General features: G+C 61.1%; 28 protein-coding genes. 14 read left to right on the forward strand and 14 right to left on the reverse strand.

Annotated elements, in window-relative coordinates; translation table 11 throughout:
- The first annotated feature begins 147 nt into the window (after positions 1 to 147).
- Positions 148 to 2,055 (forward strand): translational GTPase TypA, encoded by a 1,908-nt coding sequence (gene typA / locus ACIOU9_RS02255; RefSeq protein WP_105657542.1) that lies wholly within the window; start codon positions 148 to 150, stop codon positions 2,053 to 2,055.
- Positions 2,036 to 2,473: a hypothetical protein gene (locus tag ACIOU9_RS02260; protein ID WP_402695956.1), complete on the forward strand. Its 438-nt coding sequence runs from the start codon at positions 2,036 to 2,038 to the stop codon at positions 2,471 to 2,473. Before typA ends, ACIOU9_RS02260 begins: the two co-directional genes overlap by 20 nt.
- A gap of 63 nt (positions 2,474 to 2,536) precedes the next feature.
- Here ACIOU9_RS02260 and ACIOU9_RS02265 read toward each other — a convergent pair whose 3' ends face one another.
- Together ACIOU9_RS02265 and ACIOU9_RS02270 are read right to left on the reverse strand one after the other, a co-directional pair.
- Entirely contained in the window at positions 2,537 to 3,046 is a 510-nt protein-coding gene (locus ACIOU9_RS02265; protein WP_105657540.1) for a helix-turn-helix domain-containing protein, read from the reverse strand.
- 125 nt (positions 3,047 to 3,171) lie between these two features.
- Positions 3,172 to 3,414 (reverse strand): hypothetical protein, encoded by a 243-nt coding sequence (locus tag ACIOU9_RS02270; RefSeq protein ID WP_133833693.1) that lies wholly within the window; start codon positions 3,412 to 3,414, stop codon positions 3,172 to 3,174.
- A 214-nt stretch (positions 3,415 to 3,628) separates the two neighbouring features.
- Between ACIOU9_RS02270 and fdxA the strand changes: the two genes are divergently transcribed.
- The 4 genes from fdxA to ACIOU9_RS02290 all read left to right on the forward strand — a co-directional run bounded on the left by fdxA (position 3,629) and on the right by ACIOU9_RS02290 (position 7,216).
- Entirely contained in the window at positions 3,629 to 3,952 is a 324-nt protein-coding gene (gene fdxA, locus ACIOU9_RS02275; RefSeq protein ID WP_013349521.1) for a ferredoxin, read from the forward strand.
- 12 nt (positions 3,953 to 3,964) lie between these two features.
- Positions 3,965 to 5,080 (forward strand): succinyldiaminopimelate transaminase, encoded by a 1,116-nt coding sequence (dapC, locus tag ACIOU9_RS02280; RefSeq protein ID WP_105657538.1) that lies wholly within the window; start codon positions 3,965 to 3,967, stop codon positions 5,078 to 5,080.
- Between the two features lie 98 nt (positions 5,081 to 5,178).
- Positions 5,179 to 6,465 (forward strand): citrate synthase, encoded by a 1,287-nt coding sequence (locus tag ACIOU9_RS02285; RefSeq protein ID WP_105657537.1) that lies wholly within the window; start codon positions 5,179 to 5,181, stop codon positions 6,463 to 6,465.
- Positions 6,466 to 6,667: 202 nt separating this feature from the next.
- Positions 6,668 to 7,216, forward strand: coding sequence for a hypothetical protein (locus ACIOU9_RS02290; RefSeq protein ID WP_133833694.1), 549 nt, complete (start codon positions 6,668 to 6,670; stop codon positions 7,214 to 7,216).
- Between the two features lie 62 nt (positions 7,217 to 7,278).
- Here ACIOU9_RS02290 and dapD read toward each other — a convergent pair whose 3' ends face one another.
- The gene (gene dapD, locus ACIOU9_RS02295) at positions 7,279 to 8,232 is read right to left on the reverse strand and encodes a 2,3,4,5-tetrahydropyridine-2,6-dicarboxylate N-succinyltransferase (RefSeq protein ID WP_105657535.1); all 954 of its coding nucleotides are present in this window, start codon (positions 8,230 to 8,232) and stop codon (positions 7,279 to 7,281) included.
- Between the two features lie 82 nt (positions 8,233 to 8,314).
- On the opposite strand from dapD, the gene dapE reads away from it, so the two are divergent.
- Positions 8,315 to 9,391, forward strand: a complete 1,077-nt coding sequence (dapE, locus tag ACIOU9_RS02300) for a succinyl-diaminopimelate desuccinylase (RefSeq protein WP_105661518.1) — start codon at positions 8,315 to 8,317, stop codon at positions 9,389 to 9,391.
- 87 nt (positions 9,392 to 9,478) lie between these two features.
- On the opposite strand, the gene ACIOU9_RS02305 is transcribed toward dapE, so the two are convergent.
- From ACIOU9_RS02305 to ACIOU9_RS02320, 4 genes are all read right to left on the reverse strand, one after another.
- Positions 9,479 to 10,390: an amino acid ABC transporter permease gene (locus ACIOU9_RS02305; protein ID WP_105661517.1), complete on the reverse strand. Its 912-nt coding sequence runs from the start codon at positions 10,388 to 10,390 to the stop codon at positions 9,479 to 9,481.
- Positions 10,387 to 11,064: an amino acid ABC transporter permease gene (locus ACIOU9_RS02310; RefSeq protein ID WP_105657532.1), complete on the reverse strand. Its 678-nt coding sequence runs from the start codon at positions 11,062 to 11,064 to the stop codon at positions 10,387 to 10,389. The genes ACIOU9_RS02305 and ACIOU9_RS02310 overlap by 4 nt, the downstream gene beginning before the upstream one ends.
- Positions 11,065 to 11,203: 139 nt before the next feature.
- Positions 11,204 to 12,034, reverse strand: a complete 831-nt coding sequence (locus ACIOU9_RS02315; RefSeq protein ID WP_105657531.1) for a glutamate ABC transporter substrate-binding protein — start codon at positions 12,032 to 12,034, stop codon at positions 11,204 to 11,206.
- Positions 12,035 to 12,065: 31 nt separating this feature from the next.
- Complete coding sequence (locus ACIOU9_RS02320) at positions 12,066 to 12,797, reverse strand: amino acid ABC transporter ATP-binding protein (protein WP_181148852.1); 732 nt, start codon at positions 12,795 to 12,797, stop codon at positions 12,066 to 12,068.
- Between the two features lie 177 nt (positions 12,798 to 12,974).
- On the opposite strand from ACIOU9_RS02320, the gene ACIOU9_RS02325 reads away from it, so the two are divergent.
- The 3 genes from ACIOU9_RS02325 (at position 12,975) to ACIOU9_RS02335 (ending at position 14,399) form a co-directional block, all read left to right on the forward strand.
- Positions 12,975 to 13,760 (forward strand): TIGR00730 family Rossman fold protein, encoded by a 786-nt coding sequence (locus tag ACIOU9_RS02325; RefSeq protein WP_105661516.1) that lies wholly within the window; start codon positions 12,975 to 12,977, stop codon positions 13,758 to 13,760.
- A gap of 3 nt (positions 13,761 to 13,763) precedes the next feature.
- Entirely contained in the window at positions 13,764 to 14,108 is a 345-nt protein-coding gene (locus tag ACIOU9_RS02330) for a DivIVA domain-containing protein (RefSeq protein WP_105657528.1), read from the forward strand.
- A gap of 123 nt (positions 14,109 to 14,231) precedes the next feature.
- On the forward strand, positions 14,232 to 14,399 hold the full coding sequence (locus ACIOU9_RS02335) for a DUF3117 domain-containing protein (protein WP_013349509.1): 168 nt from the start codon (positions 14,232 to 14,234) through the stop codon (positions 14,397 to 14,399).
- 96 nt (positions 14,400 to 14,495) lie between these two features.
- On the opposite strand, the gene ACIOU9_RS02340 is transcribed toward ACIOU9_RS02335, so the two are convergent.
- A complete protein-coding gene (locus ACIOU9_RS02340) occupies positions 14,496 to 15,161 on the reverse strand; it encodes an O-methyltransferase (RefSeq protein ID WP_105657527.1) in 666 nt (221 codons plus the stop codon).
- A gap of 138 nt (positions 15,162 to 15,299) precedes the next feature.
- Between ACIOU9_RS02340 and sigE the strand changes: the two genes are divergently transcribed.
- Together sigE and ACIOU9_RS02350 are read left to right on the forward strand one after the other, a co-directional pair.
- Entirely contained in the window at positions 15,300 to 15,917 is a 618-nt protein-coding gene (sigE, locus tag ACIOU9_RS02345; protein ID WP_105657526.1) for an RNA polymerase sigma factor SigE, read from the forward strand.
- A gap of 77 nt (positions 15,918 to 15,994) precedes the next feature.
- On the forward strand, positions 15,995 to 16,399 hold the full coding sequence (locus tag ACIOU9_RS02350; protein ID WP_133833695.1) for a sec-independent translocase: 405 nt from the start codon (positions 15,995 to 15,997) through the stop codon (positions 16,397 to 16,399).
- Between the two features lie 12 nt (positions 16,400 to 16,411).
- Here ACIOU9_RS02350 and ACIOU9_RS02355 read toward each other — a convergent pair whose 3' ends face one another.
- The 3 genes from ACIOU9_RS02355 to ACIOU9_RS02365 are packed head-to-tail and all read right to left on the reverse strand — an operon-like array spanning position 16,412 to position 19,420.
- Positions 16,412 to 17,515, reverse strand: a complete 1,104-nt coding sequence (locus ACIOU9_RS02355) for an Mrp/NBP35 family ATP-binding protein (protein ID WP_133833696.1) — start codon at positions 17,513 to 17,515, stop codon at positions 16,412 to 16,414.
- A 3-nt stretch (positions 17,516 to 17,518) separates the two neighbouring features.
- Positions 17,519 to 18,127, reverse strand: coding sequence for a DUF1003 domain-containing protein (locus tag ACIOU9_RS02360; RefSeq protein WP_105657523.1), 609 nt, complete (start codon positions 18,125 to 18,127; stop codon positions 17,519 to 17,521).
- 42 nt (positions 18,128 to 18,169) lie between these two features.
- On the reverse strand, positions 18,170 to 19,420 hold the full coding sequence (locus ACIOU9_RS02365) for a magnesium transporter MgtE N-terminal domain-containing protein (RefSeq protein ID WP_105657522.1): 1,251 nt from the start codon (positions 19,418 to 19,420) through the stop codon (positions 18,170 to 18,172).
- Positions 19,421 to 19,552: 132 nt separating this feature from the next.
- Here ACIOU9_RS02365 and ACIOU9_RS02370 point away from each other — a divergent pair, with 132 nt between their 5' ends.
- Positions 19,553 to 20,410 (forward strand): general stress protein, encoded by an 858-nt coding sequence (locus tag ACIOU9_RS02370; protein ID WP_208294236.1) that lies wholly within the window; start codon positions 19,553 to 19,555, stop codon positions 20,408 to 20,410.
- Positions 20,411 to 20,496: 86 nt separating this feature from the next.
- Here the strand turns inward: ACIOU9_RS02370 and ACIOU9_RS02375 are convergent, their stop codons facing one another.
- The gene (locus ACIOU9_RS02375; protein WP_133833697.1) at positions 20,497 to 22,044 is read right to left on the reverse strand and encodes an aminopeptidase P family protein; all 1,548 of its coding nucleotides are present in this window, start codon (positions 22,042 to 22,044) and stop codon (positions 20,497 to 20,499) included.
- Between the two features lie 65 nt (positions 22,045 to 22,109).
- Here ACIOU9_RS02375 and ACIOU9_RS02380 point away from each other — a divergent pair, with 65 nt between their 5' ends.
- Positions 22,110 to 22,955, forward strand: coding sequence for a PHP domain-containing protein (locus tag ACIOU9_RS02380; protein ID WP_133833698.1), 846 nt, complete (start codon positions 22,110 to 22,112; stop codon positions 22,953 to 22,955).
- Here the strand turns inward: ACIOU9_RS02380 and ACIOU9_RS02385 are convergent.
- Together ACIOU9_RS02385 and ACIOU9_RS02390 are read right to left on the reverse strand one after the other, a co-directional pair.
- Positions 22,940 to 23,824 (reverse strand): site-specific DNA-methyltransferase, encoded by an 885-nt coding sequence (locus ACIOU9_RS02385; protein WP_105657678.1) that lies wholly within the window; start codon positions 23,822 to 23,824, stop codon positions 22,940 to 22,942. The genes ACIOU9_RS02380 and ACIOU9_RS02385 overlap by 16 nt on opposite strands.
- A gap of 78 nt (positions 23,825 to 23,902) precedes the next feature.
- A complete protein-coding gene (locus ACIOU9_RS02390) occupies positions 23,903 to 25,528 on the reverse strand; it encodes a DEAD/DEAH box helicase (protein WP_105657519.1) in 1,626 nt (541 codons plus the stop codon).
- Positions 25,529 to 25,586: the final 58 nt, after the last annotated feature.

Raw genomic sequence — 25,586 nt, forward strand, 5'->3', positions numbered from 1 at the left:
ATTCTTTGCGACAGATACATGAAATTCCTGTATGTTCTGACACAGATCAACAGACTATGAGTCTCGAGCGCGTAAACTGGATTGTTGGGTCGACTTTGGCCCCGACTCCACAGACCCAAATTTTCGAGCGGAAGTGAGCCTTCACGCATGTCAGCAAACACCATTACTCGCGATGAACTTCGCAATGTAGCCATCGTTGCGCACGTTGACCACGGCAAGACCACCCTCGTCAACGCCATGCTCCAGCAGACTGGCGCATTCGACAGCCATGGTGAAACCGAAGATCGCGTGATGGACTCAGGTGAGCTGGAACGCGAGAAGGGCATCACCATTCTTGCTAAGAACACCACCGTGTTCTACAACGGCCCAGCAGCCGAGGGCAAGAAGATGACCATCAACGTCATTGACACCCCAGGCCACGCCGACTTCGGTGGCGAGGTGGAACGCGGCCTGTCCATGGTTGACGGCGTGGTTCTGCTCGTTGACGCATCCGAGGGCCCGCTCCCGCAGACCCGCTTCGTGCTGCGCAAGGCATTGAGCGCCAACCTGCCAGTGATCATCGTGGTCAACAAGACCGACCGTCCCGACTCCCGCATCGATGGCGTCATCTCCGACTCCATGGACCTGCTGCTGGGCTTGGCTTCGGACTTGGCTGACGAAGCTCCGGATCTGGATCTGGACGCAATCTTGAACGTTCCTGTCGTCTTCGCCTCGGGCAAGGCCGGCTACGCTTCGATGAACCAGCCTGGCGATGGCACCCTGCCGGACAACGAAGATCTTGAGCCACTGTTCGAGACCATCATCAAGCACGTTCCTGCACCGACCTACACCGAAGGTGAAGTCCTGCAGGCCCACGTCACCAACCTTGACGCTTCGCCATTCCTTGGCCGCCTGGCGCTGCTGCGCATGATCAACGGCACCTTGCGCAAGGGCCAGCAGGTTAACTGGGCCCGCCAGGATGGCACCATGAAGCAGGTCAAGATCACCGAACTGCTGGCCACCCAGGGCTTGACCCGCGTTCCAGCTGACGAAGCTGGTCCAGGCGAGATCGTTGCAGTTGCCGGTATCGAAGACATCATGATCGGCGAGACCCTCACCGACCTTGAGAACCCTAAGCCACTGCCACTGATCACCGTTGATCCACCTGCGATCTCGATGACCATCGGTATCAACACCTCGCCACTGGCTGGCAAGGTCAAGGGCGCCAAGGTCACCGCACGACAGGTCAAGGATCGCCTGGACAAGGAACTGATCGGCAACGTTTCGCTGAACATCCTGCCTACCGAGCGTCCAGATGCTTGGGAAGTCCAGGGCCGTGGCGAATTGGCACTGGCCATCCTCGTTGAGCAGATGCGCCGTGAAGGCTTCGAGCTGACCGTTGGCAAGCCACAGGTTGTTACCAAGATGGTTGACGGCAAGGTTCACGAGCCAATGGAACGCATGACCATCGACGTGCCTGAAGAGTACCTGGGTGCTATCACCCAGCTGATGGCATCGCGCAAGGGCCGCATGACCGACATGGCTAACCACGGCACCGGCTGGGTTCGCATGGAATTCATGGTTCCAGCACGTGGCCTGATCGGCTTCCGTACCCGCTTCATGACCGAAACCCGCGGCGCCGGCATTGCTGCTTCGCTGGCTGAAGGCTACGAGCCATGGGCAGGCCCAATCGAATACCGCATCAACGGTTCGATCGTTGCCGACCGTTCAGGCGTTGTGACTCCATTCGCGATGATCAACCTGCAGGAGCGCATGAACTTCTTCGTGAAGCCAACCGAAGAGGTTTACGAGGGCATGATCGTCGGCGAGAACTCCCGCGCCGACGACATGGACGTGAACATCACCAAGGAAAAGAAGCTCACCAACATGCGTGCTGCTTCCTCGGACTCGTTCGAGAACCTGACCCCACCACGTAACTTGACCTTGGAAGAGTCGCTCGAATTCGCTCGCGAAGACGAGTGCGTTGAGGTTACCCCGGAAGCCATCCGCATCCGCAAGGTTCTGCTGAACGCCAACGACCGTGCCAAGGCTACCCGTGCACGCGCTCGCTCCTAATAAGCGCAAATCCCTCGGCAGCAACTTCTCCGTGCTCTGGCGCGGTGTTGTTGCCGCCGTGGCAGCAGGATTATTCGGGACCGCAATCCACGCCTCCATCAGCTATGTCGGAAACGACATCCCGCTGGTTTGGGGTGTGGGTCTGGCCTGGCTCCTGCTCGGAGTTCTGGTGTACTGGGCTGCGGTTTCTTCATCGAAGCTGTGGGCCGGTGCGCTGGGGTTCATCGGTTGCTATGTGACCGTTGGCCTGATTTCCTATGTGGGCGATGACCAGCTGATCTTGGGCATGGAGTACTACAAGTACCTGCCCGGGCCAACGCTGGCCTCGGCCTTGTGGATGTATGGAATGGTTATTCCATCCGTGATTGCCCTGCTGTGCTCCTTGCGAGTGCTGCGCAAGCAACAACGCCAGAACTGAAAACAGAAGGAGCTCTTCCCAACGGGAAGAGCTCCTTCTGTGTTTAATTAGGCGAAAAGCAGGCTACTGGTCTTTGCGCGCATTGCCGGTGATATCCAGGTGGTGGGCCAAGAACAACGAGGTGGCAACGCCATCTGGATCCGGATCTCGCATCGCGTAGTCCTCAATCACAGCGCGCAGCCGGCTCATGAGATCCTTCTGGCTTTCCTCATTGAGCTTCAGGCCCAAACGAATTACCTGTATCTCCTGGGGATCAAGTCCCTCGATTTCCTGCAGGAAGGTGTCCACCAGCATGGGGGCCGCGTCGGGAATGCGCGTGCCCCAGGACTGCTTGGTGCTGCGGTAGGGCACTTCTTTGGCGCCACGGTTGCCTCGGCGTGATTCTTCTGCCGCGAGGTAACCGTTGCTGACCAGGGTTCGCACGTGATGCAAGGAGGTGGCGGGATTCAAATCGAGAATGTCCGCAATTTCCTTGTTCGTTCGTGACTCATGCAGGCACAAGCGCAAGATGCGAAGCCTCAGCGGGGAGCTGAGGGCTCGTGCTCGCGATTGGACAAGTTTATCGGAGGGCATGGAAACAGCATACGCGAAAAGCGCTGAGTGATTGGCAGTTTCAAATCACATGTCGTCCCAAGCGGTATGGGTGTGCCCGCGGCAGCAACACCTGGAAGCAGGAAAATTGCACGGCTTGCAGGCTGCTACTCGGTGCGAGGGGCACGGGGCCTGCGGCGCGCCGGAGCCGGCGGTACCCGCTTGGCGTGAGTGATCGCCGCGCGGGGGATGCATACCAGTTCAGCCCGGGTTTGGATGCTCACCGATTCCTCCGTCACTTCCTGCAGCTCGCCCAGTGCATCGGAAAAATGCTCACCGGCCCGGCCGTCGGCCAAGCGGTAGCGGACAACAAGCCGTTCACCGGGCGTCACATCACTGAAATTAAGCATTTGGAAGCGTCATCTTTTCGTAAGAAGAATTCATCTGGACCCCGGGAAGCTGAAATGTGAATGGTCGATTACGTCACAGCGAGCCAATGGGCGGTCCGATGCATGGGTATCAGGACTAGACTGTAGTTTGAGCTGGTAAAGGATTCAAAGAGCATCTGAGGAAACCACTAGCTCCTGTTGAAACCACCCAGTGCAAGGAAAGGTCTCGGCCCTCGTGACTTACATCATCGCTCAGCCGTGCGTCGACGTTAAAGACAAGGCGTGCGTCGAAGAGTGCCCGGTAGATTGTATCTATGAAGGTGAGCGCTCGCTCTACATTCACCCGGATGAATGCGTTGACTGCGGCGCCTGCGAACCTGTCTGCCCCGTTGAAGCCATCTACTACGAAGATGACGTGCCGGATGAATGGGCCGACTATTACAAGGCAAACGTCGACTTTTTCGACGAACTTGGATCCCCGGGCGGCGCCGCTAAAATTGGTAACACCGGCACTGACCACCCACTGATCAGCGCCTTGCCACCACAGAACCAAGGCTAGGTTTTCACTTTTATGCTTGAGCTCCCCGATTACCCCTGGAACCAGCTCGCCCCATACCGCGAGCAAGCATCCACGCATCCGGGGGGAGTCGTGGACCTGTCGATCGGCACGCCGATCGATGGCACGCCGCAACTGATCCAGCAGGCGCTGGCCGAGGCGGCGAACTCGCACGGATACCCGACCACGCACGGCACCATTGAAGTTCGCCAGGCCATCGTCGACTGGTTCGCCCGTCGCCGCAATGTCACCGGTTTGAGCACCGATGATGTCATGCCAACGGTCGGTTCCAAGGAAATGGTGGCATGGCTGCCGCTGTTCCTGGGCCTGGGTGCCGGCGACATAGTGGTACGTCCAGAGATCGCCTACCCCACCTATGACATCGGCGCCCAGCTGGTTGGCGCGACCCCCATCGCCACCGACGACCTTTCGGATTTGACTGCTGAGCAGCGTGAACGCGTGAAGCTCATCTGGGTCAACTCGCCAGGCAACCCGACCGGCAAGGTCCGTGCTACTGCCGAGCTGGCAAGCATCGTGGCCCAGGCGCGTGAGATGGGTGCCGTCGTGGCCTCCGATGAGTGCTACGCCGAACTGGGATGGGATGAATACGAGGGCCAGGTGCCAAGCATCCTGGACCCGGCGGTCAACGGAGGAAACCTCGATGACCTGTTCGCCCTGTACTCGCTGTCCAAGCAGTCGAACCTCGCCGGATACCGCGCCGCTTTCGTTGCCGGCGCCCCGAACCTGATGCCAACTCTGGTCAACAGTCGAAAGCATGCGGGCATGATCGTGCCCGGTCCAATCCAGCACGCCATGGTGGTGGCATTGAATGACGACGAGCATGTTGCGGCGCAGCGCGAGCTGTACCGGGCACGCCGGGCCATGCTGCGGCCAGCGCTGGAGAACTTCGGCTTGGCCATCGATGATTCGGTGGCAGGACTGTACCTGTGGTGCACCGCTGGGCGGCCAAGCTTCGAAACCATCGGGGCGCTGGCGGAACTGGGCATCGTTGCCGGTCCTGGCGTCTTCTACGGCACCGCGGGGGAACGCCATGTACGCGTGGCCTTGACCGCCTCCGATGAGCGGATCGCGGCTGCCGTTGAACGGTTGAATTCTTCCGCCAACCGGTGAAGATGACACCCTAATTAGCTTGAATGGGTCAAATCGCGGTATGTTCTACGGTGACGACTGACCTTTCGGAACTACACGCTTTCCGGTTAGGAGATGCAATGACAGATACCACATCTGCACAGCTACACTTTGGAGAATCCAACCTCGAGCTGCCAGTAATTCAGGCAGCAGAGGGCAATGACGGATTTGGCGTAGCCCCACTTTTGAAGACTACCGGGAACGTGACCTACGATCCCGGCTTCATGAACACCGCGGCTACCAAGTCCGCGATTACCTACATCGACGGCGACGCGGGCATCCTGCGCTACCGCGGTTACCCAATCGAGCAGCTGGCCGAGAAGTCCAGCTTCATCGAGGTAACCTACCTGCTGATCTACGGCGAACTGCCGACTGCTGATCAGCTGGCCGAGTTCGACAATTCGCTGCGCCGCCATACCCTGCTGCACGAAGAGCTCAAGGGCTTCTTCGGCGGCTTCCCGCGCGACGCGCACCCGATGCCGGTCTTGTCCTCGGCTGTTTCGGCCCTGTCGACCTGGTACCAGGATTCGCTGGATCCGAAGGATGACGCACAGGTTGAGCGTTCGACCCTGCGCCTGCTGGCAAAGCTGCCGGTATTGGCTGCGTACGCGCACAAGAAGTCCATCGGCCAGGCATTGCTGTACCCGGACAACTCGATGAACATGGTCGAGAACTTCCTGCGCCTGTGCTTCGGCACCGCTGCCGAGCCTTACCTTGCGGATCCGGATGTGGTCAAGGCCCTCGACTTGCTGCTGATCCTGCACGCTGACCACGAGCAGAACTGCTCCACCTCCACCGTGCGCCTGGTCGGTTCCTCCGAAGCCAACATGTTCGCTTCGGTTTCTGCAGGTATCCATGCACTGTCCGGCCCAGCCCACGGCGGCGCCAACGAAGCCGTGCTGAAGATGCTGCGCGAGATCCAGTCCTCCGGCATCTCCCCAGAAGACTTCATGCAGAAGGTCAAGAACAAGGAAGACGGCGTACGCCTGATGGGCTTCGGCCACCGTGTGTACAAGAACTACGATCCACGCGCCAAGATCATCAAGAAGACCGCTCACGACCTGCTGGCAAAGCAGGGCAAGAACGAGCTGCTTGAGATCGCGATGAAGCTGGAAGAGACTGCGCTGAATGATGAGTACTTCATCTCGCGCAAGCTCTACCCGAACGTGGACTTCTACACCGGCTTGATCTACACCGCAATGGGCTTCCCGGAGAAGATGTTCACCGTGCTGTTCGCCATCGGCCGTCTGCCAGGCTGGATCGCACAGTGGCGCGAAATGATCAAGGACCCAGAGCTGAAGATCGGCCGCCCACGCCAGCTGTACATGGGTGAAACCGCTCGCGACTATCCCGGCTACCAGGCCTAGGGCGAGTTTCCGGATCCCGGCGGCAGGACCTGTCTTCCCACACAAGTGGGGCGACAGGTCCTTCCCTGTTTTAAGCGGTACTTCGGGAGTATCCTATGAGGCAGAGGGAACGACAAGTGTGCCGAAGAGTCAGGTGGTATGCATGTACCAACGTCGTGGAAATAATTGGTCGCTAGCCATAAATACCAATCAGAATATGCTGATGGCGTTGTACCTGCGCGAACTGTCAGGCGTCCACCCCGCGGAGGCCGGACCCAATAGCCGGCTGGCTTCCAATATCAAGAACCGCAACAAGATCGACGACTCGCATGGACAGCTCAAGCAGGAATGGAGCTCCTGGTGGGATTCGCTGACCGCAATAGCGCCGGCCAAGGAGCCGGCGGCCAGCGATGCACTGATTGAACGGCTTCAAGACGACGGCTACCCGGCCCTGGCCCGGCTGGCCCGCGCGCACTACGGCCAGGCCACGGTTTTTGCCCAGCAGCATGCCCAGGACTTTGCAGAAAACAGTGGCAAGTACGTGCCGCACCGCATGGATGAGCTGGAAAGAATCCTCATCGACCACGGGGTGGAGCACGGCATGCAATCCACCCGCCAGGAAATCCAGCTCATTGACGTGCCCCTGGACGAGCCCAGGGCATGGCTGACCGGCACGGCTACCATCGTTGCCAGTACGTCGCTGCTACGCGACTCCAAGGCCTTCCACGGCTTCATCCAGCCGATGGTGACCATCATCTTCCCCGGCGGATAGCCGAGCAATAAAAAACTGGCAGATCACTTCCGTGATCTGCCAGTTGGATTGCAGGGCAAGAACTAGTTGGCGTGCAGTGCGCTGTTCAGCTCTACGGTCTGGCCGGCGCGCGGCAACGCCTCAACGGCGCCGGTGATCGAATTGCGGCGGAAGAGCAGGTTCGGCACGCCGGAAAGCTCCAGCGCCTTGACCTGCTTCTCGCCCAGAACCACTCGGGTGCCGGCAGTCACGTACAGGCCAGCTTCCACTACCGAGTCGTCACCGATGGAAATGCCTACACCGGCGTTGGCGCCCAGCAGTACGCGTTCGCCAATGACAATGCGCTCCTTGCCGCCACCGGAGAGGGTGCCCATGATCGAGGCGCCGCCACCGACATCCGAACCATCGCCGACAACGACCGAAGCGGACACGCGGCCTTCCACCATCGAAGTGCCCAAGGTGCCGGCGTTGAAATTGACGAATCCTTCATGCATGACGGTGGTGCCTTCGGCCAGGTGTGCGCCGAGGCGCACGCGGCCAGCGTCGGCAATGCGTACGCCGGCTGGGACCACGTAGTCGACCATGCGCGGGAACTTGTCCACGCCGTACACGGTGACCGCTCCACGGGCGCGCAGCTTCAAGCGCGTCACCTCGAAGCCCTCTACCTGGCAAGGCCCGAAGTTGGTCCACACGACATTGGCGAGGTGGCCGAAGATGCCGTCGAGGTTGATGCTGTTCGGCTGGACCAGACGGTGCGAGAGCAGGTGCAGGCGCAGCCACACATCGGCGGTGTCAGCTGGTGCTACATCAAGATTAATGGTCAGTGAAACGACCTTCTGGGTGGTGCCGCGGGCTGCATCGTCCTGCGCGGCGGCAGCGAGTTCACCGGAGAGCCCTTCAGCCTTGGCGAGTTCGCCCAAGACTGGAGCCGGGTACCAAACATCAAGGATCGTTCCATCGGATGCGACCGTTGCCAGGCCATGGGCTGAGGCTAAACGGACAGATGATTCGCTGGATGTCACAGATTCTGAAGTCATACACTGATCGTATCTTTGTTGCCCGGAGTAACGTTGATAAATGACAAAAAAGTGAAGCTAGAGACTCAGGACGTAGCCAGCCGTGAACGAATTGGACCTGCAGCAAGACGTTGCCCTGCTTACCGAGCAGATCATGAACATTGAATCCGTTTCCGGCAACGAGCAAGAGCTGGCCGACAAGGTGCACCAGGCGCTGCGGAAGCAGGCGCACCTTGATGTGCACCGGGACCAGGACGCCATCGTAGCGCGCACCAACTTCGGCCGCGAACGCCGCGTCGTGCTGGCCGGGCACCTCGATACCGTGCCTTTGCCGCGCACCGAGGGCGCCAAGGGCACCGTGCCCGCAGAAGTCATCGACGGGGTGCTCTATGGCCGTGGTGCCACGGACATGAAAGGCGGGGTCGCCGTGCAGCTTGCGCTGGCTGCAGAACTGACCGAGGCCAAATACGATATCACCTACGTCTTCTACGACCACGAGGAAGTAGAAGCAGCCAAATCCGGTCTGGGCCGCCTGGCCAAGAACAGCCCGGAACTCTTGGAGGCCGACTTCGCGATCCTGCTGGAACCGACCGACGGCACCGTCGAAGGCGGCTGCAACGGAACCAGCCGCTTCGTCATCCGCACCCGCGGCAAGGCAGCCCACTCGGGACGTGCATGGATGGGGCATAACGCGATCCACGATGCGGGGGAGATCCTGCAGCGCTTGGCTGCCTACCAGCCCCGGACCATCACCGTTGAGGGCTTGGACTACCGTGAAGGCATGAACGCGGTCCGTGTTGCCGGCGGCATTGCCGGCAACGTGATTCCCGATTACTGCGAGGTGGAAGTGAACTACCGCTTCGCTCCGGACAAGACACTGGCCCAAGCTGAAGCCGTGGTCCTTGAGCTTTTCGACGGCTTCGACATTGAACGCACCGATGGCGCTGATGGCGCCAAACCCGGTTTGGACCAGGAGATCGCCGCAGACCTGATCAAGGTACTGGGCCAGGAACCGAAGCCGAAGTACGGATGGACCGATGTTTCCCGCTTCTCCGCCCTGGGCATCTCTGCCGTGAACTTCGGCCCGGGCGATGCGCTGCTGGCGCACAGCGATGATGAGCATGTGCCGCAGCAGGCCATCCGCGATTGCCTGCAGACCCTGCGTACTTGGTTGGGCTAGCGAGGCTGGGATGATCAGCCTTTGAAGAGACAAAAAATCTCCGTACCGCGCGAATCATGCGGTACGGAGATTTTTTTGTTTCAGCTGCTAGGCCTTGGGATCGGAAGGATCCTGTGGCGCTGGCACGTCGAGGCCGGCTGGGGCGCCGACTATGGCTGCGGCCGGGCCGGCCGGGGCATTCTTCTCCTTCTTCACCCGGCTGCTCAGCCGGCGCGAGACAATCACGGCAATCTTGCTCAAGGTGAAGTTGATGATGATGAAGATGGCTGCCGCCACAATCAGCGCCTGCAGGACGTTGCCGTTAGGCGAGGAGTAGGTGCGGGCGAAGAACAGCAACTCGTTGAAGCTGATGATGTAGCCCAAAGCCGAGTCCTTCAAGATCACAACGAACTGGCCGATTAACGCCGGCAGCATGGCGACCAGCGCCTGCGGAATCTCGATGTGGCGCAGCGACATGCCACGGGTCAGGCCGATCGCTATGCCTGCCTCGCGCTGTCCCTTGGGCAGATTGTGAACGCCGGAACGGACCAGCTCCGCAACGACCGAGCCGTTGTAGAAGATCAGCGCCGCGACCACGGCCCACATCGCCGTATCACCTGACAGCTGCAGGGAACGGGAGAAGAAGACGTTGAAGAACACGATCATCAGCAGCACTGGTACCGCGCGGAAGAATTCGACAATCACGGTGGAGATTCCGTTGATCAGCTTATTCTGCGCCAAGCGGCCGACACCGAAGATCAGGCCGAAGATCACCGAGCCGATGATGCCCAGGACTGCTGCCTTGGTGGTGTTCCACAAGCCCGGAAGCAGGTAGTTCTTCCAGGTGCTGCCTTCGATGAAGTCATCCCATTGCGAAGGCTGCATCTGGTCCTTGGCGGCCAGGCCGAGGACGATCCACGCCACGATGCCCAAGGCAATCAAGGCGCCGACTATGTTTACCGCCAAGATGCGGCGGCGGGCCTTTGGCCCGGGAGTATCAAAAAGAATCGACGCGCTCATCGTGCCACCGCCAGTTTCTTAGAAGCCCAAGTAGTCAACAGGCCCACCGGAATGACGATGATCACGAAGCCCACTGCGAAGGTCAAGAAGATCGGGATCACGATATCTGCGCGGAACTCAATCATGGTCTTCATGACCGAGGAGGATTCCGTGGCAACCGAACCGACCGCTGCGACGGTGGAGTTCTTGATCAAGGCGATCAAGGTGTTGCCCAAGGGGACAATCGCGCCGCGGAAGGCCTGCGGCAGAATCACCAAGCGCGCTGCGGGCAAGAAGCTCAGGCCGATGGCACGAGCAGCTTCTGCCTGTCCCAGGGGAACCGTGTTCACGCCCGAGCGGATCGCTTCGCACACGAACGCCGCGTGGTAAACCGCAAGGCCAAGGACGGCGAGGCGGAAGAAGTTTCCCTGGAAATCGCTGCTGAGCACGAATCCGAGCTGGCCGTAGAGGGCCAGCACGCAGAACAGGATGATGATGGTCAGCGGGGTATTGCGAATCAGGTTAACGTAGCTGGTGCCCAGGGCCTGGAAGCTCCCCACGGGGGAGATGCGCAGCAAGGCCAAGATGGTGCCCAGCACGAGGGCGCCAATGGCAGCCCAGAAAGTTAGTTGGATATTGACCCAGAAAGCTCCGGGAATGTCGTACTCAGTGAATATGGATAAGTAATTCTCCACTGCAAGCCTCTGTCTCGATGGCCGGAAAACCGGCCAAGCGGCTATGGGTCCGGTACCTGCATTAGCTGGTACCTGGGAAACGCAGATTGCAGATGGGGGCCAAACACGCTGCGTTTGGCCCCCATCGCATCAGATGCTGCTAGGCGCAGGAATCCGAAAGGGTTGGCGGGTTGGTTTCAGCGTTCGGCTTGTAACCGGTGCCTTCGGTGTTCTTGTCCAGGGCCTTCTGCCACTCGCCGGACTCGATCATCTTGGTGATTGCCGCATTGATGTCGCCGCACTTGTCGGTGCCATCAGGCAGGCCCACGCCGTAGTTCTCTTCGGTGAATGGCGCGCCGACAACCTTGAACTTGCCCTTGTAGGCAGGCTGCGCAGCCAGGCCGGCAAGGATGATGTCATCGGTGGTAACCGCGTCAATGGTACCGCCACTCATCTGGGTGGTGCACTCTGCATAGCCCGGAAGTTCCTGCAGGTTGGTGTTCTGGGCGTAGTTGTCCTTGACCTTCTGGGCCGAGGTGGAACCGGTGACCGAGCACAGGTTCTTGCCATCGAGGTCTTCTGGGCCGGCGATATCCGAGTCGGATGGAACCAGCAGGTCCTGGCCGGCGACAAAGTATGGACCAGCGAAGTCGACAACCTTGTTGCGCTCATCGGTGATCGAGTAGGTTGCGAAGATCATGTCAACCTGGTTGTTCTGCAGCATGGTCTCGCGGTTGGCCGACGGTGCCGAAATGAATTCGATCTTGTCCTCGGTGTAGCCCAGTTCGCTGGCTACGTACTTGGCGACGTCAACGTCGAAACCGGTGTAGTTATCGCCGTCCTTGAAGCCGAGTCCCGGCTGGTCGTACTTGATGCCGATGCGGATCTTGTCGCCGTCGGCTTCGCTGTCGCCGGAGCCGCCACATGAAGTCAGGGCCAGGGCTGCGACGGCGGCCATTGCGGCTACAGTGCCGAAACGAGTCTTGCGCATTGTTCCTCCTATTGGATGCGTGATGATGAAATTAGTGGTTGGTGATCAACTTGCCAAGGAAATCCTTGGCACGGTCGGATTTGGGATTGGTGAAGAATTCCTCAGGAGTGGCCTGCTCGACGATCTGGCCGTCGGCCATGAAGATCACGCGGTCCGCCGCCTTGCGGGCGAAGCCCATCTCGTGGGTGACCACGAGCATGGTCATGCCTTCCTTGGCAAGACCCACCATGGTGTCCAGAACCTCGTTGATCATTTCCGGGTCCAGGGCACTGGTTGGCTCGTCGAAAAGCATCACCTTCGGCTTCATGGCCAGTGCGCGGGCGATCGCCACACGCTGCTGCTGGCCGCCAGAAAGCTGTGCGGGCAGTTTGCCGGCCTGATTGGCCACGCCCACACGCTCCAGCAGCTGCATCGCCAATTTCTTGGCCTCATCCTTCTTCATGCCCTTGACCTTCATCGGACCGAGGGTCACGTTCTCCAAGATCGACTTGTGGGCAAAGAGGTTGAAGGACTGGAAGACCATGCCGACATCGGCCCGGAGATTGGCCAGTGCCTTGCCCTCTTCGGGAAGGGTCTTGCCATCAATCTTGATGGTGCCTTCGTCGATGGTTTCCAGTCGGTTGATGGCGCGGCACAGCGTGGACTTGCCCGAGCCCGACGGGCCGAGGATCACAACGACCTCGCCCTTGGTCACTTCGAGATTGATGCCGTTGAGCACATGCAGCGCACCGTAGTGCTTATTGACCCCAGTCAGCTGGACGATAGGGCCTTCAGAAGAAGCTTGAGCCTGATGATCGCTTTTCATGTTGTAGACATTACTTGATGTGACGGCGACTACGCGACCCGTCGACCATGTCACACCTAGTTGTTATCAAACTGTTCTCCAATCCGCGGTAGGTCACATCCGAAGATGCGCAGGAGTAACCGATAGAGTGAAGCTATGGTTCATCAGCGTAAGAGTGAAGAAAATGCCCGGGTCGGGCAAAAGCGCCACATCGAAGCGAGCTGGCCAGGAAAGCAACCGGAAGATCAGCTTGACCACCATCTTCTGGAAAGCCCGCAGGTCGATGTCACGCATAGCGACGTGTGGCGCGTGTTGCGAATCCAATCGGAATTCGTCTCCGGCTTTGGAAATATGGCCGGCACCGGTCCTGCCATCGCGGTTTTCGGTTCCGCGCGCACGGATCCAGGCAGCCCGTACTATGCGATGGCCCAGCGTGTCGGCAGCCGCTTGGCCGAGGAAGGCATCACTACCATCACCGGTGGCGGCCCCGGCGCCATGGAAGCGGCCAACAAGGGAGCTGCTGACAAGGACGGCGTTTCCGTAGGCCTGGGCATTGAGCTGCCTTTTGAAACTGGACTGAATGCCTGGGTCAACAAGGGCCTGAACTTCCGCTACTTCTTCGTGCGCAAGACGATGTTCGTGAAGTACTCGCAGGGCTTCATCGTGCTCCCCGGGGGTTTTGGCACCCTGGACGAACTGTTCGAAGCATTGACCTTGGTCCAGACCAAGAAGATCACCAGCTTCCCGATTGTGCTTGTGGGCACCGAATACTGGGGCGGCCTGGTGGACTGGATGACCAAGACGCTCGTTGCTGAAGGCACCATTTCGCCCGGTGATCTGGACTTGTTCACTATCACCGATGATCCTGATGAAGCGGTGGATCTGGTGCTGCGTGCGCATAAAGAAAACCTGAAGGTCGGCGACCTGGCGAAGGGGCAGTAGGCGATGCCGTTCCTCCTTGTTGCCATCGCAGTATTGCTGGTGGGTGCTGTTGCGCTGCTGCTGTCCAGCCAGCGGAAGAATGTACCGGCAGGTCGCCACTTCGAATCCACTGGGGAGCCCATCACGGGATTGGTAGAGCACCAGGCTTCGTTGCCGCCGGTGCTGCTGGCCAAGAATCCGCGCGCTGAAGATGTGGAGAAAGTTCGCTTCTCCTTGGGCTTGCGCGGTTACCGCTGCGACCAGGTGGATGAGGTGCTCGATGTCCTCGCGGCAGAAATTACCGAGCTGGAGAATACGGTTCGTGACCTTGAGTCACGGCGTGTGATTAGCGACACGGGCGAAAATTAGTAATAATAAAAGATAAGTGTCCCAACTCAGCAGGGAATCCTTGCTGAGGATGGACTAGGCATTCGGTTGTATGCACGGCAAGCGCCAGTGCATGCGTTAGCCACAGACGAAGGGAACAGCTTAATGGCTGCTATGAAGCCACGCACCGGTGATGGACCAATGGAAGTCGCTAAGGAAGGCCGCAGCCTCATCTTGCGCCTGCCAATCGACGGAGGCGGACGACTGGTAGTCGAGTTGAACAACGACGAGGCAACCGAATTGCGTGAGTGCCTGCTCAAGGTAACTGAGTAAGCTTGCCCAAGTTCTAGCTTTGGCCGCACGGGTTGCTGGTGCGGCAATCGAGGACCGACAGAAATGTCGGTCCTTTGTTTTTCCCGAAATCAGCCGCTAGAGGCGGGTCGCGGCCTTGGCGGGAAGGACAGTGGCCACAAACAGGCCCTGCTCGGTAGGGAACAGGTGGGTCTGCAAGCGCGGGTCCTCGCGCAGCATGCGCAGCGCATCTCGGGTCGTGACGGTGGAGGGGCGGCGAACCGCGGGCTTGGCCAGGCGGTGCTCGTCGTAGGCGTTGTTCACTATGATCACCCCGCCGGTTCCGACCAGCCGCTTGGCCTCGGCCACGTACTCGAGCAGCAGCTCAGCGCCGGCGTCGATGAGTACCAGGTCGTAGGCGTGGTCGGCCAAGCGCGAGAGCACGTTCTCTGCGCGCTCATTGATAATGCGGGCGCGGGCCGTGGGGATGCCTGAATCGCGCAGGCCCTGGCGCATCGCGTTGGCGTGCTCCAGATCCGATTCAATCGCGGTCAACGTCATGGCGTTGCCCATGACCTCGAGCATCGCCAGCGATGCGACACCCACACCGGATCCGATCTCCACGATATTGCGCGGCTGGCGCAGGGTGCAGAGCATCTGCAGCATCGAGCGGCCGGCCTGATCGATGCAGCGCACGCCCAGGTCTTCCGCACGTTCGCGAACCGGGGCGACATGCTCTGGTTCGTTGACGTGGTTCTGGGTGTAGGTCCAGCTCGCGAAGAGTTCTGGATTCATCGATGGCATCGGCGGAGGTCCTCAAGGGTTGAATTGGCGGGGCCAGTTCCCATCGTACCTACGTCGTTACCTGAAGTTGTTGAACTTGGAGGTTCTCGCGCAGGGTATTCTTAGCTTCAGCTCAGCTTCCCATTTCATACTTGGAGTGTGAACAATGCACGAAGTGAAACAGTTTCTTCTACGGTGACTGCCGAAACCACGACTCCGACATGGGATCAGATGGTCCAAGAACATGGGCAACGGGTCTTCCGTTTGTCCTACCGTTTGACTGGTAACCGCCAAGATGCCGAGGACCTCTCGCAGGAGGCATTCGTTCGCGCATTCAAAGCCTTGGAAAATTACACCCCCGGAACCATGGGCGGATGGCTGCACCGCATTACCACCAACCTGTTCCTGGACCAGGCTCGGCGCAAGAGCAAGATCCGCTTCGACCGTTTCGCCGAGGGATCCGAAGACCGGATGCCCGGTACCGCGGTAACCCCGGAACGCTATTTCGAATTCAACAACTTGGATGTCGACGTGCAAGAAGCCCTGCGTGCGTTGTCGCCGGAGTTCCGTGCCGCTATTGTCCTGTGCGATATGGAAGGCTTCTCCTACGAGGAAGTCTCACGCATCCTGGATGTCAAGCTCGGGACCGTGCGTTCTCGCATCCACCGTGGCCGCGCCATGCTTCGTGATGCGCTCGCTCACCGCAATCCAGCCAACCGCCCTGCAAAGACCATGTCGTTGCCGCGCATCCCGCGAGGCTTGCGCGCCGCCAGCTAACCCCGTTCATCGCGTGTTCACCGTTGGCGTGGCGCGGTGACTTCGTTAGTGGCACTGGAACAAGGTAATCTTCTTACGTGGATCTTTTTGGTATTAATGGTGGCGAGTTTATCGTTCTCGCCGTGCTGGCGGTCGTTATTCTGGGCCCCGAAAAGCTTCCTGAGTACGCCAAAAAGCTAGCGAACCTGGTCAAGGAAGTGCGGCGCATGGCCAATGGCGCCAAGGAGCAGCTGCGCGAGGAAGTAGGCGACGAGGTTGCCGACATCGACTGGAAGAAGCTGGACCCGCGCCAGTATGATCCACGTCGAATCATCAAGGAGGCGCTTGTCGATGAATTCGACGACGCCGTGAATGCCGCAAAGGGTTCTCCAGCCAAGACCGTGGCCCCAGCACCGGTGCGCACCGCGGTCCCTTCGGCTACCGCGCAGCAGCTGCAGCTGGGCGCCAACGAACCGGCACCCTTCGACTCAGAAGCCACCTAGGCCCAGAAGTCCTCAGAAAGACATCGGCAGCGATCGCCCGGCAAGCCCGCGCGGTCGCTGTTCCAATTTCCCGGCCAATTCACGCATCGCTGCCGCGGCCGGTGCCCCCGGGGTGCTGAGCACTACCGGCTGGCCATGATCCGAACCCACGCGTACGGACTCTTCCAGCGGAATCTGGGCCAGCATCCCAACAGGGTAGCCCAGCTGCTGGCTCAGCGATTCGCTGAGCTTGGCACCGCCACCGGAACCGAAGACCTCCATGCGCGACCCGTCGGGCAGCTGCAGGAAGCTCATGTTCTCAACCACCCCGATCACCTTCTGATGGGTCTGCAAGGCGATGGTGCCGGCGCGTTCGGCAACCTCGGTAGCCGTGGACTGCGGAGTCGTGACCACCAGCAGCTCGCTATTGGGCAGCAGCTGGGACACGGAGATGGCCATGTCCCCGGTGCCTGGCGGCAGGTCCAGCAACAAGTAGTCCAGGTCCCCGAAGTAGACATCCGAGAGGAACTGCTCCAGGGCCCGGTGCAGCATTGGGCCGCGCCAGATCACCGGCTGGTTGGAATCCAGGAACATGCCAATGGAAATGACCTTCACTCCGTGCGCCACCGGCGGCAGGATCATGTCATCAACCCGGGTGGGGTTCTGCGAAATACCCATCAGCGAGGGAATGGAGAAACCATGGACATCGGCGTCGATCAGGCCGACCTTCAAACCCTGGGAGGCTAGCTGGCAGGCCAGATTCGCGGTAATCGACGACTTGCCCACGCCGCCCTTGCCGCTGGCCACAGCGATCACCCGGGTCAGGGAAGCAGGATCGGAGAACGGGGTGCGGCGGCTGGCCAGTGACTCGCGCAGCTCCGCGCGCTGCTGCGGATCCATGACGCCCAGGCTCACCTCAACGCGCTGCACCGCTGCTACGGTCAGCAGGGCCGCGGTGGCCTCTTCCTCGATGGTGGAGCGCATAGGGCAACCGGCGATGGTCAGCAAGATCTTGACCTTGGCGGTGCCATCGGCCAGGACAGCTGATTCCACCATGCCCAATTCGGTGATCGGCCGGCGAAGCTCCGGGTCGTTGACCTTTGCGAGGGCGGCTAGGAGTTCTGGCGTGGTGCTCAATGCTTATTTGCTCTTCCGGTGCTGGCCCTGCTGGGGCTTGACGGTTTCGATCATCCCGGTTTGCGGGTGCGAATTCTTATTGCCGCCCTTTTTCTTCGCGCGCAGGTGCAGCTCTTCGCCATCAGAGGTTTCCAGCAGCTCTTCAAGCACATTGCGCAGTTCGGAACGCACGTAGTCGCGGGTGGCAACATCGCGCAGTGCCAAGCGCAGGGAAGCCAGCTCGCGGGTCAGGTACTCGGTGTCGTACAGATTGCGTTCAGCACGGGCGCGGTCCTCGGTCAGCGAGACGCGGTCGCGGTCATCCTGGCGGTTCTGCGCCAGCAGGAGCAGCGGAGCCGCGTAGGAGGCCTGCAAGGAGAGCATCAAGGTCAGCGCGGTGAAGCCGATGGTGGCATCGTCAAAACGCCAATTGATCGGGGCGACCGAGTTCCAGATCAGCCAGAAGGCGCAGAACACCGTCATGTACAGCAGGAAGGTAGGGGTGCCCATGAAGCGGGCGAACTTCTCCGTGGCCGAACCAAAGAGGTCGGGGTTCGGGGAGAACCGGGGCCAGAAGCGTTGTCGTGCTGCAAGCGGGGTATCCAGGCCGTTACTCTTGCGCTGCTCAGCCATAGCTGGAACTCCTTTGCTGCTGATGGGTGGGTGGGGCGTTGGCTAGTCTTGGGAACGCCAGTCATCCGGGAGGATGTGGTCCAGCACGTCATCCACGGTGATGGCCCCTACAAGCCGGCCTTCCTTGTTGGTCACGCCTACGCTGGTGAGGTTGTAGGTGGCCAAATGGCGAACCACTTCGGTGATGTTGGCCAGATCCGACATGGGCTCCAGCTCCGTATCAAGGATATCGCCCAGCGGCTCCGGGGGAGCGGCACGCAGCAGCGCCTGGATGTGGACTTGGCCCAGGTAGCGTCCCGTGGGCGTCTCCAGCGGCGGGCGCACCACATATACGGTCGAAGCAAGCGCCGGGCTCAATTCCTCCAGGCGCACCGAGGCCAGGGCTTCAGCGACCGTGGATTCAGGGGTGAGAATCACCGGAACCGGGGTCATGATCGACCCGGCGGTACCTTCCGGGTAGGCGAGCAAGCGGCGGACATCCTTGGCCTCTTCCTCGTTCATCAGATCCAGCAGCTGGTGCTTGGTCTCTTCGCTGACTTCAGCCAGAAGGTCGGCCGCGTCATCCGGGTCCATTTCCTCAAGCACGTCCGCGGCACGTTCCAGGCCCAGGGCGGAGAGGATCTCCACCTGCTCGCGGTCCGGAAGTTCCTGGAGCACGTCGGCCAGGCGCTCATCTTGCAGATGGGCCGCGATTTCCAGGCGGCGCTTCTCATTCATTTCATGCAGGGCGTCAGCAAAGTCGGCAGGCTTCATCTCATCGTGGGCGGCCACGAAGGTGTCAGCGGACTGCGGTTCATTCTTCGAACCGTGGCTGACCTCGTCCCAGGAGACCAGCACCTTGTTGCGGCGGCGCGAACGCAGTCCCAGCAAATTGGCCGTCGGTTCTCCACGCTGGACATAGTATTCGTTGATTTCCCAGTCCCCGCGACGGGTCTGCGCCAAACCGATGTCCTCGATGACACCGCGACCGGAACCATCAACGAAGGTGATGGTGCGGTCGAACATTTCGGCGACAACCAGAATTTCCTGGCCGCGCTGCTGGAAGCGGCGCATGTTCACCAGGCCGTTGCAGATCACCTGGTTGGCTTCCATGGACTGGATGCGGGTCATCGGAACGAACACCCGCCGTTTGCCGGGGACCTCGACGACCAAGCCCACGCAGGCGGCGGGTTTCTTGGGGCCGCGGGAGACCACCACGACATCGCGCAAGCGGCCTAAGCGGTCGCCCAAGGGGTCAAAGACATCAAGCCCGAGCAGCCGGGCGACGAAGATTTTAGACACTTGTGCGCTCACCCTCCTAGACTATCGCGTTTCAGCCCCGTTCCCGGTGTGCAAAGCCACAGGGCCAGTGCTGTTTCTTTCACCCTCAGCGATAGTTGCTTCACAACTAGGCAGGCTCACAGTAAACCTGTGCACAATATAGTTATGACCTCGCCTCATGGAGTAAATTCGATTAGCACCAGCGGCCTGCCGCGCGGAGAACTGCTTGGACGTTACACCAGCTATCTCGACGCGCAGAAGCTCGTGGATTACCTGGCCGATAATGATTTCCCGGTCGCCGCGGTAAGCATCGTCGGCAATGACGTACGCACCGTGGAGCGAGTCACCGCGAAACTTTCCTACCCGCGCGTGGCGCTGGCTGGCGCGGCCCAGGGCGGCATGATGGGCCTGTTTGTCGGCCTGCTCCTGACCCTCTTCGGCGGTGGCGGCAACGGGCTGTACCAGATTCTCTCCGCCATCGGCCTGGGCATGGCTATTTGGATGATCGCCGGCGTGATCAGCTATTCGACCCGTCGCGGCAAGCGCGATTTCGCGTCCTCCAGCCAGTTCGTGGCCACCAGCTTTGACGTGGTGGTGGATTTCGAGCATGCGCAGTCGGCCCGCATCCTGGCCTCCAAGCTGCCCATGCGTCCGCAGCAGGCACCTGCGCAACCAGTTGCCCAAGCCCCGCAGCAGCAGCCTGCCGCAGCTGCCGCACCGTCGGCCCAGGCAGCCGCCGCAGTGCCGGCCACGCCTGCGCAGCCGGCCGCCGAGGAAGAGCGCAGCTCGCAGTTCCCCGACCTGCCCGATGGGCGTCCCCGCTATGGCGTGCGCGTCAACGAAGCCAAGCCAGCTGCGCCAGTTGAGCCGGTCGAGCAGCCAGCCAAGGACGAAGCGCAAGCACCGGCCGCCGAGGCCAAGGACACGCAGGACCTGTCGCAGGTAGAGCCGCGAGTGGATACTTCGCAGCAGCCTCAGGCCCCGGTCCAGGAACCAGCGCCTCGCAAGGATCCTGAAGCATAGGGACCAGCTAGGCCAAAGAAAGGCATGGGCGCAGTTACCTCGGTAACTGCGCCCATGCCTTTCGCTGGTTAACGCTGCGGGACGAATTAGCCGCGCAACCTAGCCATCCACGCTTCAACTTCCTCAGGCTTGCGTGGCAGGGCAACGCTCAAGTTCTCGGCGCCATCGGCGGTGACCAGGATGTCATCCTCGATGCGCACGCCCAGGCCGCGGTACTCCTCGGGGATCGCCAGATCCTCGTCCTTGAAGTAGAGTCCGGGCTCGATGGTGAAGACCATGCCCTCCTCCAGCTCGGCATCCAGGTACAGCTCGGCGCGTGCCTGGGCGCAGTCGTGCACGTCCAGACCGAGATGGTGGCTGGTGCCATGCGGCATCCAGCGGCGGTGATGCTGCCCCTCTGGATCCATGGCTTCTTCCACAGATACCGGCAAGATGCCCCACTCGGAGAGCCGCTCAGCCAAAACGCGGGTAGCCACCAGATGCAGGTCGCGGAACTTCAGGCCCGGCTTGGCCGCAGCGAAGGCGGCATCGGCGGCATCCAGCACGGCCTGGTAGACCTTGCGCTGCACCTCGGTGTACTTGCCGGACACCGGCAGCGAGCGGGTGATGTCTGCGGTGTACAGGGATTCGGCCTCGACACCTGCATCCAGCAGCAGCACCTCGCCCTGCTTGACGGTTCCGGTGTTGCGGATCCAGTGCAAGATGGTGGCGTTGTTGCCCGAGGCAGCGATGGTGTCGTAGCCCAGCTCGTTGCCTTCAAGCCGGGCGCGGGCGAAGAACGCGCCTTCGACAACGCGTTCGCCGCGTTCGTGCGCGACGGCCTTGTCCAGGTTGCGCACCACGTCTTCGAAGCCGTTGATGGTCGCGGCAACCGACTTGCGCAGTTCGGCGATTTCGTACGCGTCCTTGACCAGGCGAAGCTCGGAAACGAACTCGGCCAGCTCGGTATCCAGGGCATCGCTGGCTTCCAGGTCCTGGCCGGTGTTGATGCGCGAGGTATCCACCAGCGCCTCGATGTTCAGATCCACCTCGCGCACCAGACGGATGCGGATGCCGCCCAGGGCCTGCGGGCCGGAATTCTTGGTGATCGCGATTTCCAGCTGTTCCAACGAATCGGTGGGCATCCCGGTGCGCGCCGACAGCGAGGACAGGGTTGGGCGCGGGCCCACCCAGAATTCGCCGGAACGCGAATTCAAATAGAAATCGGTGGTGTCGCGGCCGGCCATCGGCGCGAAATACAGGGTGGAAACGTGGTTGGAGCCGTGCTCGCCCACGCCGTCATCGGTCGGTTCCATGACCAGTACGGCATCGGGCTCGTGGTCGACGCCCAGGCCGGTCAGGTGGGCGAACGCAGAATGAGGGCGGAAACGGTAGTCCGTGTCGTTGGAGCGGACCTTGAGCGGGCCTGCCGGAATGACGATGCGCTCACCGGGGAAATTCTCCGAGAGCTTGGCACGGCGAGCGGCTGCGTAGCTGGCAGCGGCATCTTGTTCTGGCAGATCAGAAGTGTCTTGCGCCCACGAGGAGGCCATGAAGTCCTGGAATGCCTTGGACGTTGGACGCTGGGAACGGTTGTTCACGCGGTCTTCCAACGGCTGATCAGTGCTTGGTGCAGATGAATCTTGATTGGTCATGTTCCAAGTGTGTCACCATCAGCTGTATCCCAGCAAAGAATCAGCGCAGGGGATAACCTAGGCATATGCGAATCGACCTGCACACCCACTCCAATGTGTCCGACGGAACTGAAACTCCGGCCGAGCTCATGCGCGCCGCTTCGGTTGCGGGCCTGGATGTCGTGGCGTTGACAGATCATGACCAGACCACCGGTTGGGCCGAAGCCGCGGCGCAAGCCGGGAAGCTGGGACTGGGATTCATACCGGGCATGGAAATCACCTGCCAGGATACCCACGGCATCAGCGTGCATCTGCTCAGCTACCTGCATGACCCCACCTACCAGCCGCTGCTCGATGAGCTGGATATTGCGCTGAACTCGCGGATCGTTCGTGCCCGCCGCATTGTCGACCTGCTGGCCGAGGACTATCCGATCAGCTGGGATCTGGTGGGGGAGCATTGCCTGCCGGGTTCAACCGTGGGCCGCCCGCATATTGCCGATGCGCTGGTGACTGCGGGGGTGGTGGATAACCGCAATGAAGCGTTCGCCAACATCCTCTCCTCGCGTTCGCGCTACTACGTTTCGCATCCAGCGGTGAATCCTGCCACTGCGGTGCAATTGGTGCGGGAAGCCGGTGGCGTTCCGGTGTTCGCGCATCCCAAGGCCTCTGCACGCGGACGGGTAGTTCCCGATTCCACCTTCTACGAGATGATCGATGCCGGGCTAGCGGGGGTCGAAGCGCACCACCGGGACAATACCGCCGAGGGAAAGGCCTGGTTGCTCAAGCTGGCCGCCGATCGCGATCTGATTGTCACCGGATCTTCCGACTACCACGGCACCGGAAAGCTGAACCGGCTCGGCGAGAATCTCACCGAGCCGGAAATGCTGCATAGGATTATTGCCCAGGGGACCGGAACTCAAGCCTCGATATAGCTGGTGCTTCCAGGCAAACGAGCCTTCATCACCTCGATGGCCTCGGGGTTCTGGTCAATCAGCACATACTGGCGTCCCAGCTTCGCGGACACCGCACCGGTGGTGCCTGAGCCGGCAAAGAAGTCCAGCACCCAATCGCCGGGGCGCGACGACGCGGCCACAATCCGGCGCAGCACGCCTTCGGGCTTCTGCGTCGGGTAGCCGGTCTTTTCCTTGCCGGTCGGCGAGACGATGGTGTGCCACCAGACATCGGTCGGCAACTTGCCCAGGGCGCGCTTCTCCGGGGTGACCAGGCCGGGAGCCATATACGGCTCGCGGTCCACCTCAGCCGAATCGAAGTGGTACTTCTTCGGATCCTTCACGTAGACCAGGATGGTGTCGTGCTTGGCCGGCCAGCGGCTCTTGGCGCGGGCACCATAGTCGTAGGCCCAGATCAGTTCGTTCAGGAAGCAGTCCCGGCCGAAAATCCCATCGAGCAGCACCTTCACGTAGTGCACCTCGCGGTAGTCGAGGTGCACATAGAGCGTGCCGTCCTCGGCCAGCAGGCGGTGGGCCTCGCGTAGCCGCGGCTCGATGAAGCTGAGGTAGTCGTCGAAGGTATCGTGATACGAACGGGCGATCCCCAGCTCGGTGTTGTACTCGCGTCCCTTGAATCCGGTGCGGTCGCCTTCGCCTTCGGCAGCGCGAACCATGGTGCGCTGGGCACGGGTCTGCTTGCGCCCGGTGTTGAACGGCGGGTCCACATAGATCAAGGTGAAGCTTTGATCGGGCAGGGTGCCAAGGATGGAGAGGTTATCACCGTGATACACGGTATTACCCGAAGCTGGAACGACGGATGCCGGAGCATCCTGCGTTCCAGCGTCGGGCAAAGCTGGTTCTTCGGGTAGAGCGAGCACCGCTGGTGTAGGTTCCTTTCGGAAAAGTTGGCTGACCGGTTGGACTGGGGATTAGTCCTGGCCGCCTGCTTCGGTGCTGCGGGTGCGGCGGCGCGGACGGCGTCGGCGGGCAGCGGATGCGCCCTCGGTCGCCTCCTGCTCCCCGCCGGAAGCATGGGTTTCGCGGTGGCGCTCGTTTTCGCGTGCCGGACGGTCCTGCTTGCCCTTGGAGTGGCCGTGGCGTGCGCCCTCCTGCTCGGCGCCGGAGTCCTGCGCACCGCGCTGCTGGGTCTGCTCGCCGTTCACGGTGCGGGTGCGGGTACGCGAATTGCTGCGGCGGCGCGGGGTGCGCGCCGAATCCTCGCGGCGTGGCGAGCCATCGCCCTCAGCTGCCGCGGTCTTCTTGGCACGCTGCAAGCGGCCCTTGGTGCCCTTGGGGATTCCCAAGTCGGCGAAGAAATGCGGCGAGGACGAGTAGGTCTCTACCGGCTCGGGAACGTTCAGGCCCAGCGCCTTGTTGATCAGCGACCAGCGGGGCACCGAATCCCAATCCACGAAGGTGACCGCAATACCGGTGTTGCCGGCACGACCGGTACGGCCTACGCGGTGCAGATAGGTGTTCTCATCATCCGGGCACTGCAGGTTGACCACGTGGGTGACGTCATCCACGTCGATGCCGCGGGCCGCGACATCGGTAGCTACCAGGATGTCGACCTTGCCGGCGCGGAAGGCCTTCAAGGCCTGCTCGCGGGCGCCCTGGCCCAGATCGCCGTGCAGCGAACCGGCGTTGAAGCCGCGGTCCACCAGCTCATCGGACAGCTTGGCAGCCGAGCGCTTGGTCTGGGTGAAGATGATGGTCTTGCCGCGGCCCTCGGCCTGCAGCAGGCGGGCCACCATCTCGTCCTTGTCCATGTTGTGCGCGCGGTAGACCAGCTGGCGGATGTTGCGCTTGGTCAGCGAGTCATCATCGCCGGGATCCTGGGCGCGGATGTGGGTGGGACGGGTCATGTAGCGGCGGGCCATGGTGATCACGGCGCCGGGCATGGTGGCGGAGAACAGCATCGCCTGGCGTACCGGCGGCAAGGCGGCCAGAATGCGCTCGACATCGGGCAGGAAGCCCAGGTCCAGCATCTCGTCGGCCTCATCCAGTACCACGGTGCGAACCTGCTTGAGGTTCAGCACGCGCTGGCGGTTCAGGTCGATCAAGCGGCCCGGGGTGCCGACAATCACGTCGGTGCCGGCCTTCAGGGCATTGATCTGCTCTTCGTAGGGGCGGCCACCGTAGATGGTGGTGATCGAGATGTTCGAGTGCTTCGACGCCTGGGCCAGGTCGGCGCCGACCTGGATGGCCAGCTCGCGGGTCGGGGCCACGATCAGTGCCTGCGGGGCACCGGGGAATTCAAGATCCCCGTAGCCCTTGTCGCCTTCGCGGATCACGCGCTGCAGGGCAGGGATGCCAAAGCCCAGGGTCTTGCCGGTGCCGGTCTTGGCCTGGCCGATGATGTCGTTGCCGCCCAGGGCAACTGGCAGGGTCAGGGCCTGGATGGGGAACGGGTACTCGATCCCGGCTTCCGAAAGCGAAGCAACGATGTCTTCGCGAACCTTCAAATCGGCAAAGCTCTGCTTGATCGGCTCTGCGATGGTTGGCTCATTGTCTTGTGGTTCGGCCACTGGGGCCGAAAGCGTCGTGTCAGTCACGATGTCTTTGTTCTCGTTTCATGTGGGCACGGTACCTGCTCCATTCCGGCTTGCAACA

Origin of the sequence: Glutamicibacter sp. NPDC087583, from assembly GCF_044743685.1 — a bacterium.
Taxonomy (GTDB): Bacteria; Actinomycetota; Actinomycetes; order Actinomycetales; family Micrococcaceae; genus Glutamicibacter.

What these genes read in the sequence shown, in the direction of transcription:
- ACIOU9_RS02330 (WP_105657528.1), top strand. Translation starts at nt 13,764, where the DNA reads ATGCCGTTCCTCCTTGTTGCCATCGCAGTATTGCTGGTGGGTGCTGTT.
- ACIOU9_RS02375 (WP_133833697.1), bottom strand. Translation starts at nt 22,044, where the DNA reads ATGACCAATCAAGATTCATCTGCACCAAGCACTGATCAGCCGTTGGAA.
- ACIOU9_RS02380 (WP_133833698.1), top strand. Translation starts at nt 22,110, where the DNA reads ATGCGAATCGACCTGCACACCCACTCCAATGTGTCCGACGGAACTGAA.
- ACIOU9_RS02290 (WP_133833694.1), top strand. Translation starts at nt 6,668, where the DNA reads ATGGCGTTGTACCTGCGCGAACTGTCAGGCGTCCACCCCGCGGAGGCC.
- dapD (WP_105657535.1), bottom strand. Translation starts at nt 8,232, where the DNA reads ATGACTTCAGAATCTGTGACATCCAGCGAATCATCTGTCCGTTTAGCC.
- ACIOU9_RS02270 (WP_133833693.1), bottom strand. Translation starts at nt 3,414, where the DNA reads ATGCTTAATTTCAGTGATGTGACGCCCGGTGAACGGCTTGTTGTCCGC.
- ACIOU9_RS02315 (WP_105657531.1), bottom strand. Translation starts at nt 12,034, where the DNA reads ATGCGCAAGACTCGTTTCGGCACTGTAGCCGCAATGGCCGCCGTCGCA.
- ACIOU9_RS02265 (WP_105657540.1), bottom strand. Translation starts at nt 3,046, where the DNA reads ATGCCCTCCGATAAACTTGTCCAATCGCGAGCACGAGCCCTCAGCTCC.
- ACIOU9_RS02285 (WP_105657537.1), top strand. Translation starts at nt 5,179, where the DNA reads ATGACAGATACCACATCTGCACAGCTACACTTTGGAGAATCCAACCTC.
- ACIOU9_RS02340 (WP_105657527.1), bottom strand. Translation starts at nt 15,161, where the DNA reads ATGCCATCGATGAATCCAGAACTCTTCGCGAGCTGGACCTACACCCAG.
- ACIOU9_RS02325 (WP_105661516.1), top strand. Translation starts at nt 12,975, where the DNA reads ATGGTTCATCAGCGTAAGAGTGAAGAAAATGCCCGGGTCGGGCAAAAG.
- ACIOU9_RS02360 (WP_105657523.1), bottom strand. Translation starts at nt 18,127, where the DNA reads ATGGCTGAGCAGCGCAAGAGTAACGGCCTGGATACCCCGCTTGCAGCA.
- dapC (WP_105657538.1), top strand. Translation starts at nt 3,965, where the DNA reads ATGCTTGAGCTCCCCGATTACCCCTGGAACCAGCTCGCCCCATACCGC.
- ACIOU9_RS02370 (WP_208294236.1), top strand. Translation starts at nt 19,553, where the DNA reads ATGACCTCGCCTCATGGAGTAAATTCGATTAGCACCAGCGGCCTGCCG.
- ACIOU9_RS02335 (WP_013349509.1), top strand. Translation starts at nt 14,232, where the DNA reads ATGGCTGCTATGAAGCCACGCACCGGTGATGGACCAATGGAAGTCGCT.
- ACIOU9_RS02305 (WP_105661517.1), bottom strand. Translation starts at nt 10,390, where the DNA reads ATGAGCGCGTCGATTCTTTTTGATACTCCCGGGCCAAAGGCCCGCCGC.
- typA (WP_105657542.1), top strand. Translation starts at nt 148, where the DNA reads ATGTCAGCAAACACCATTACTCGCGATGAACTTCGCAATGTAGCCATC.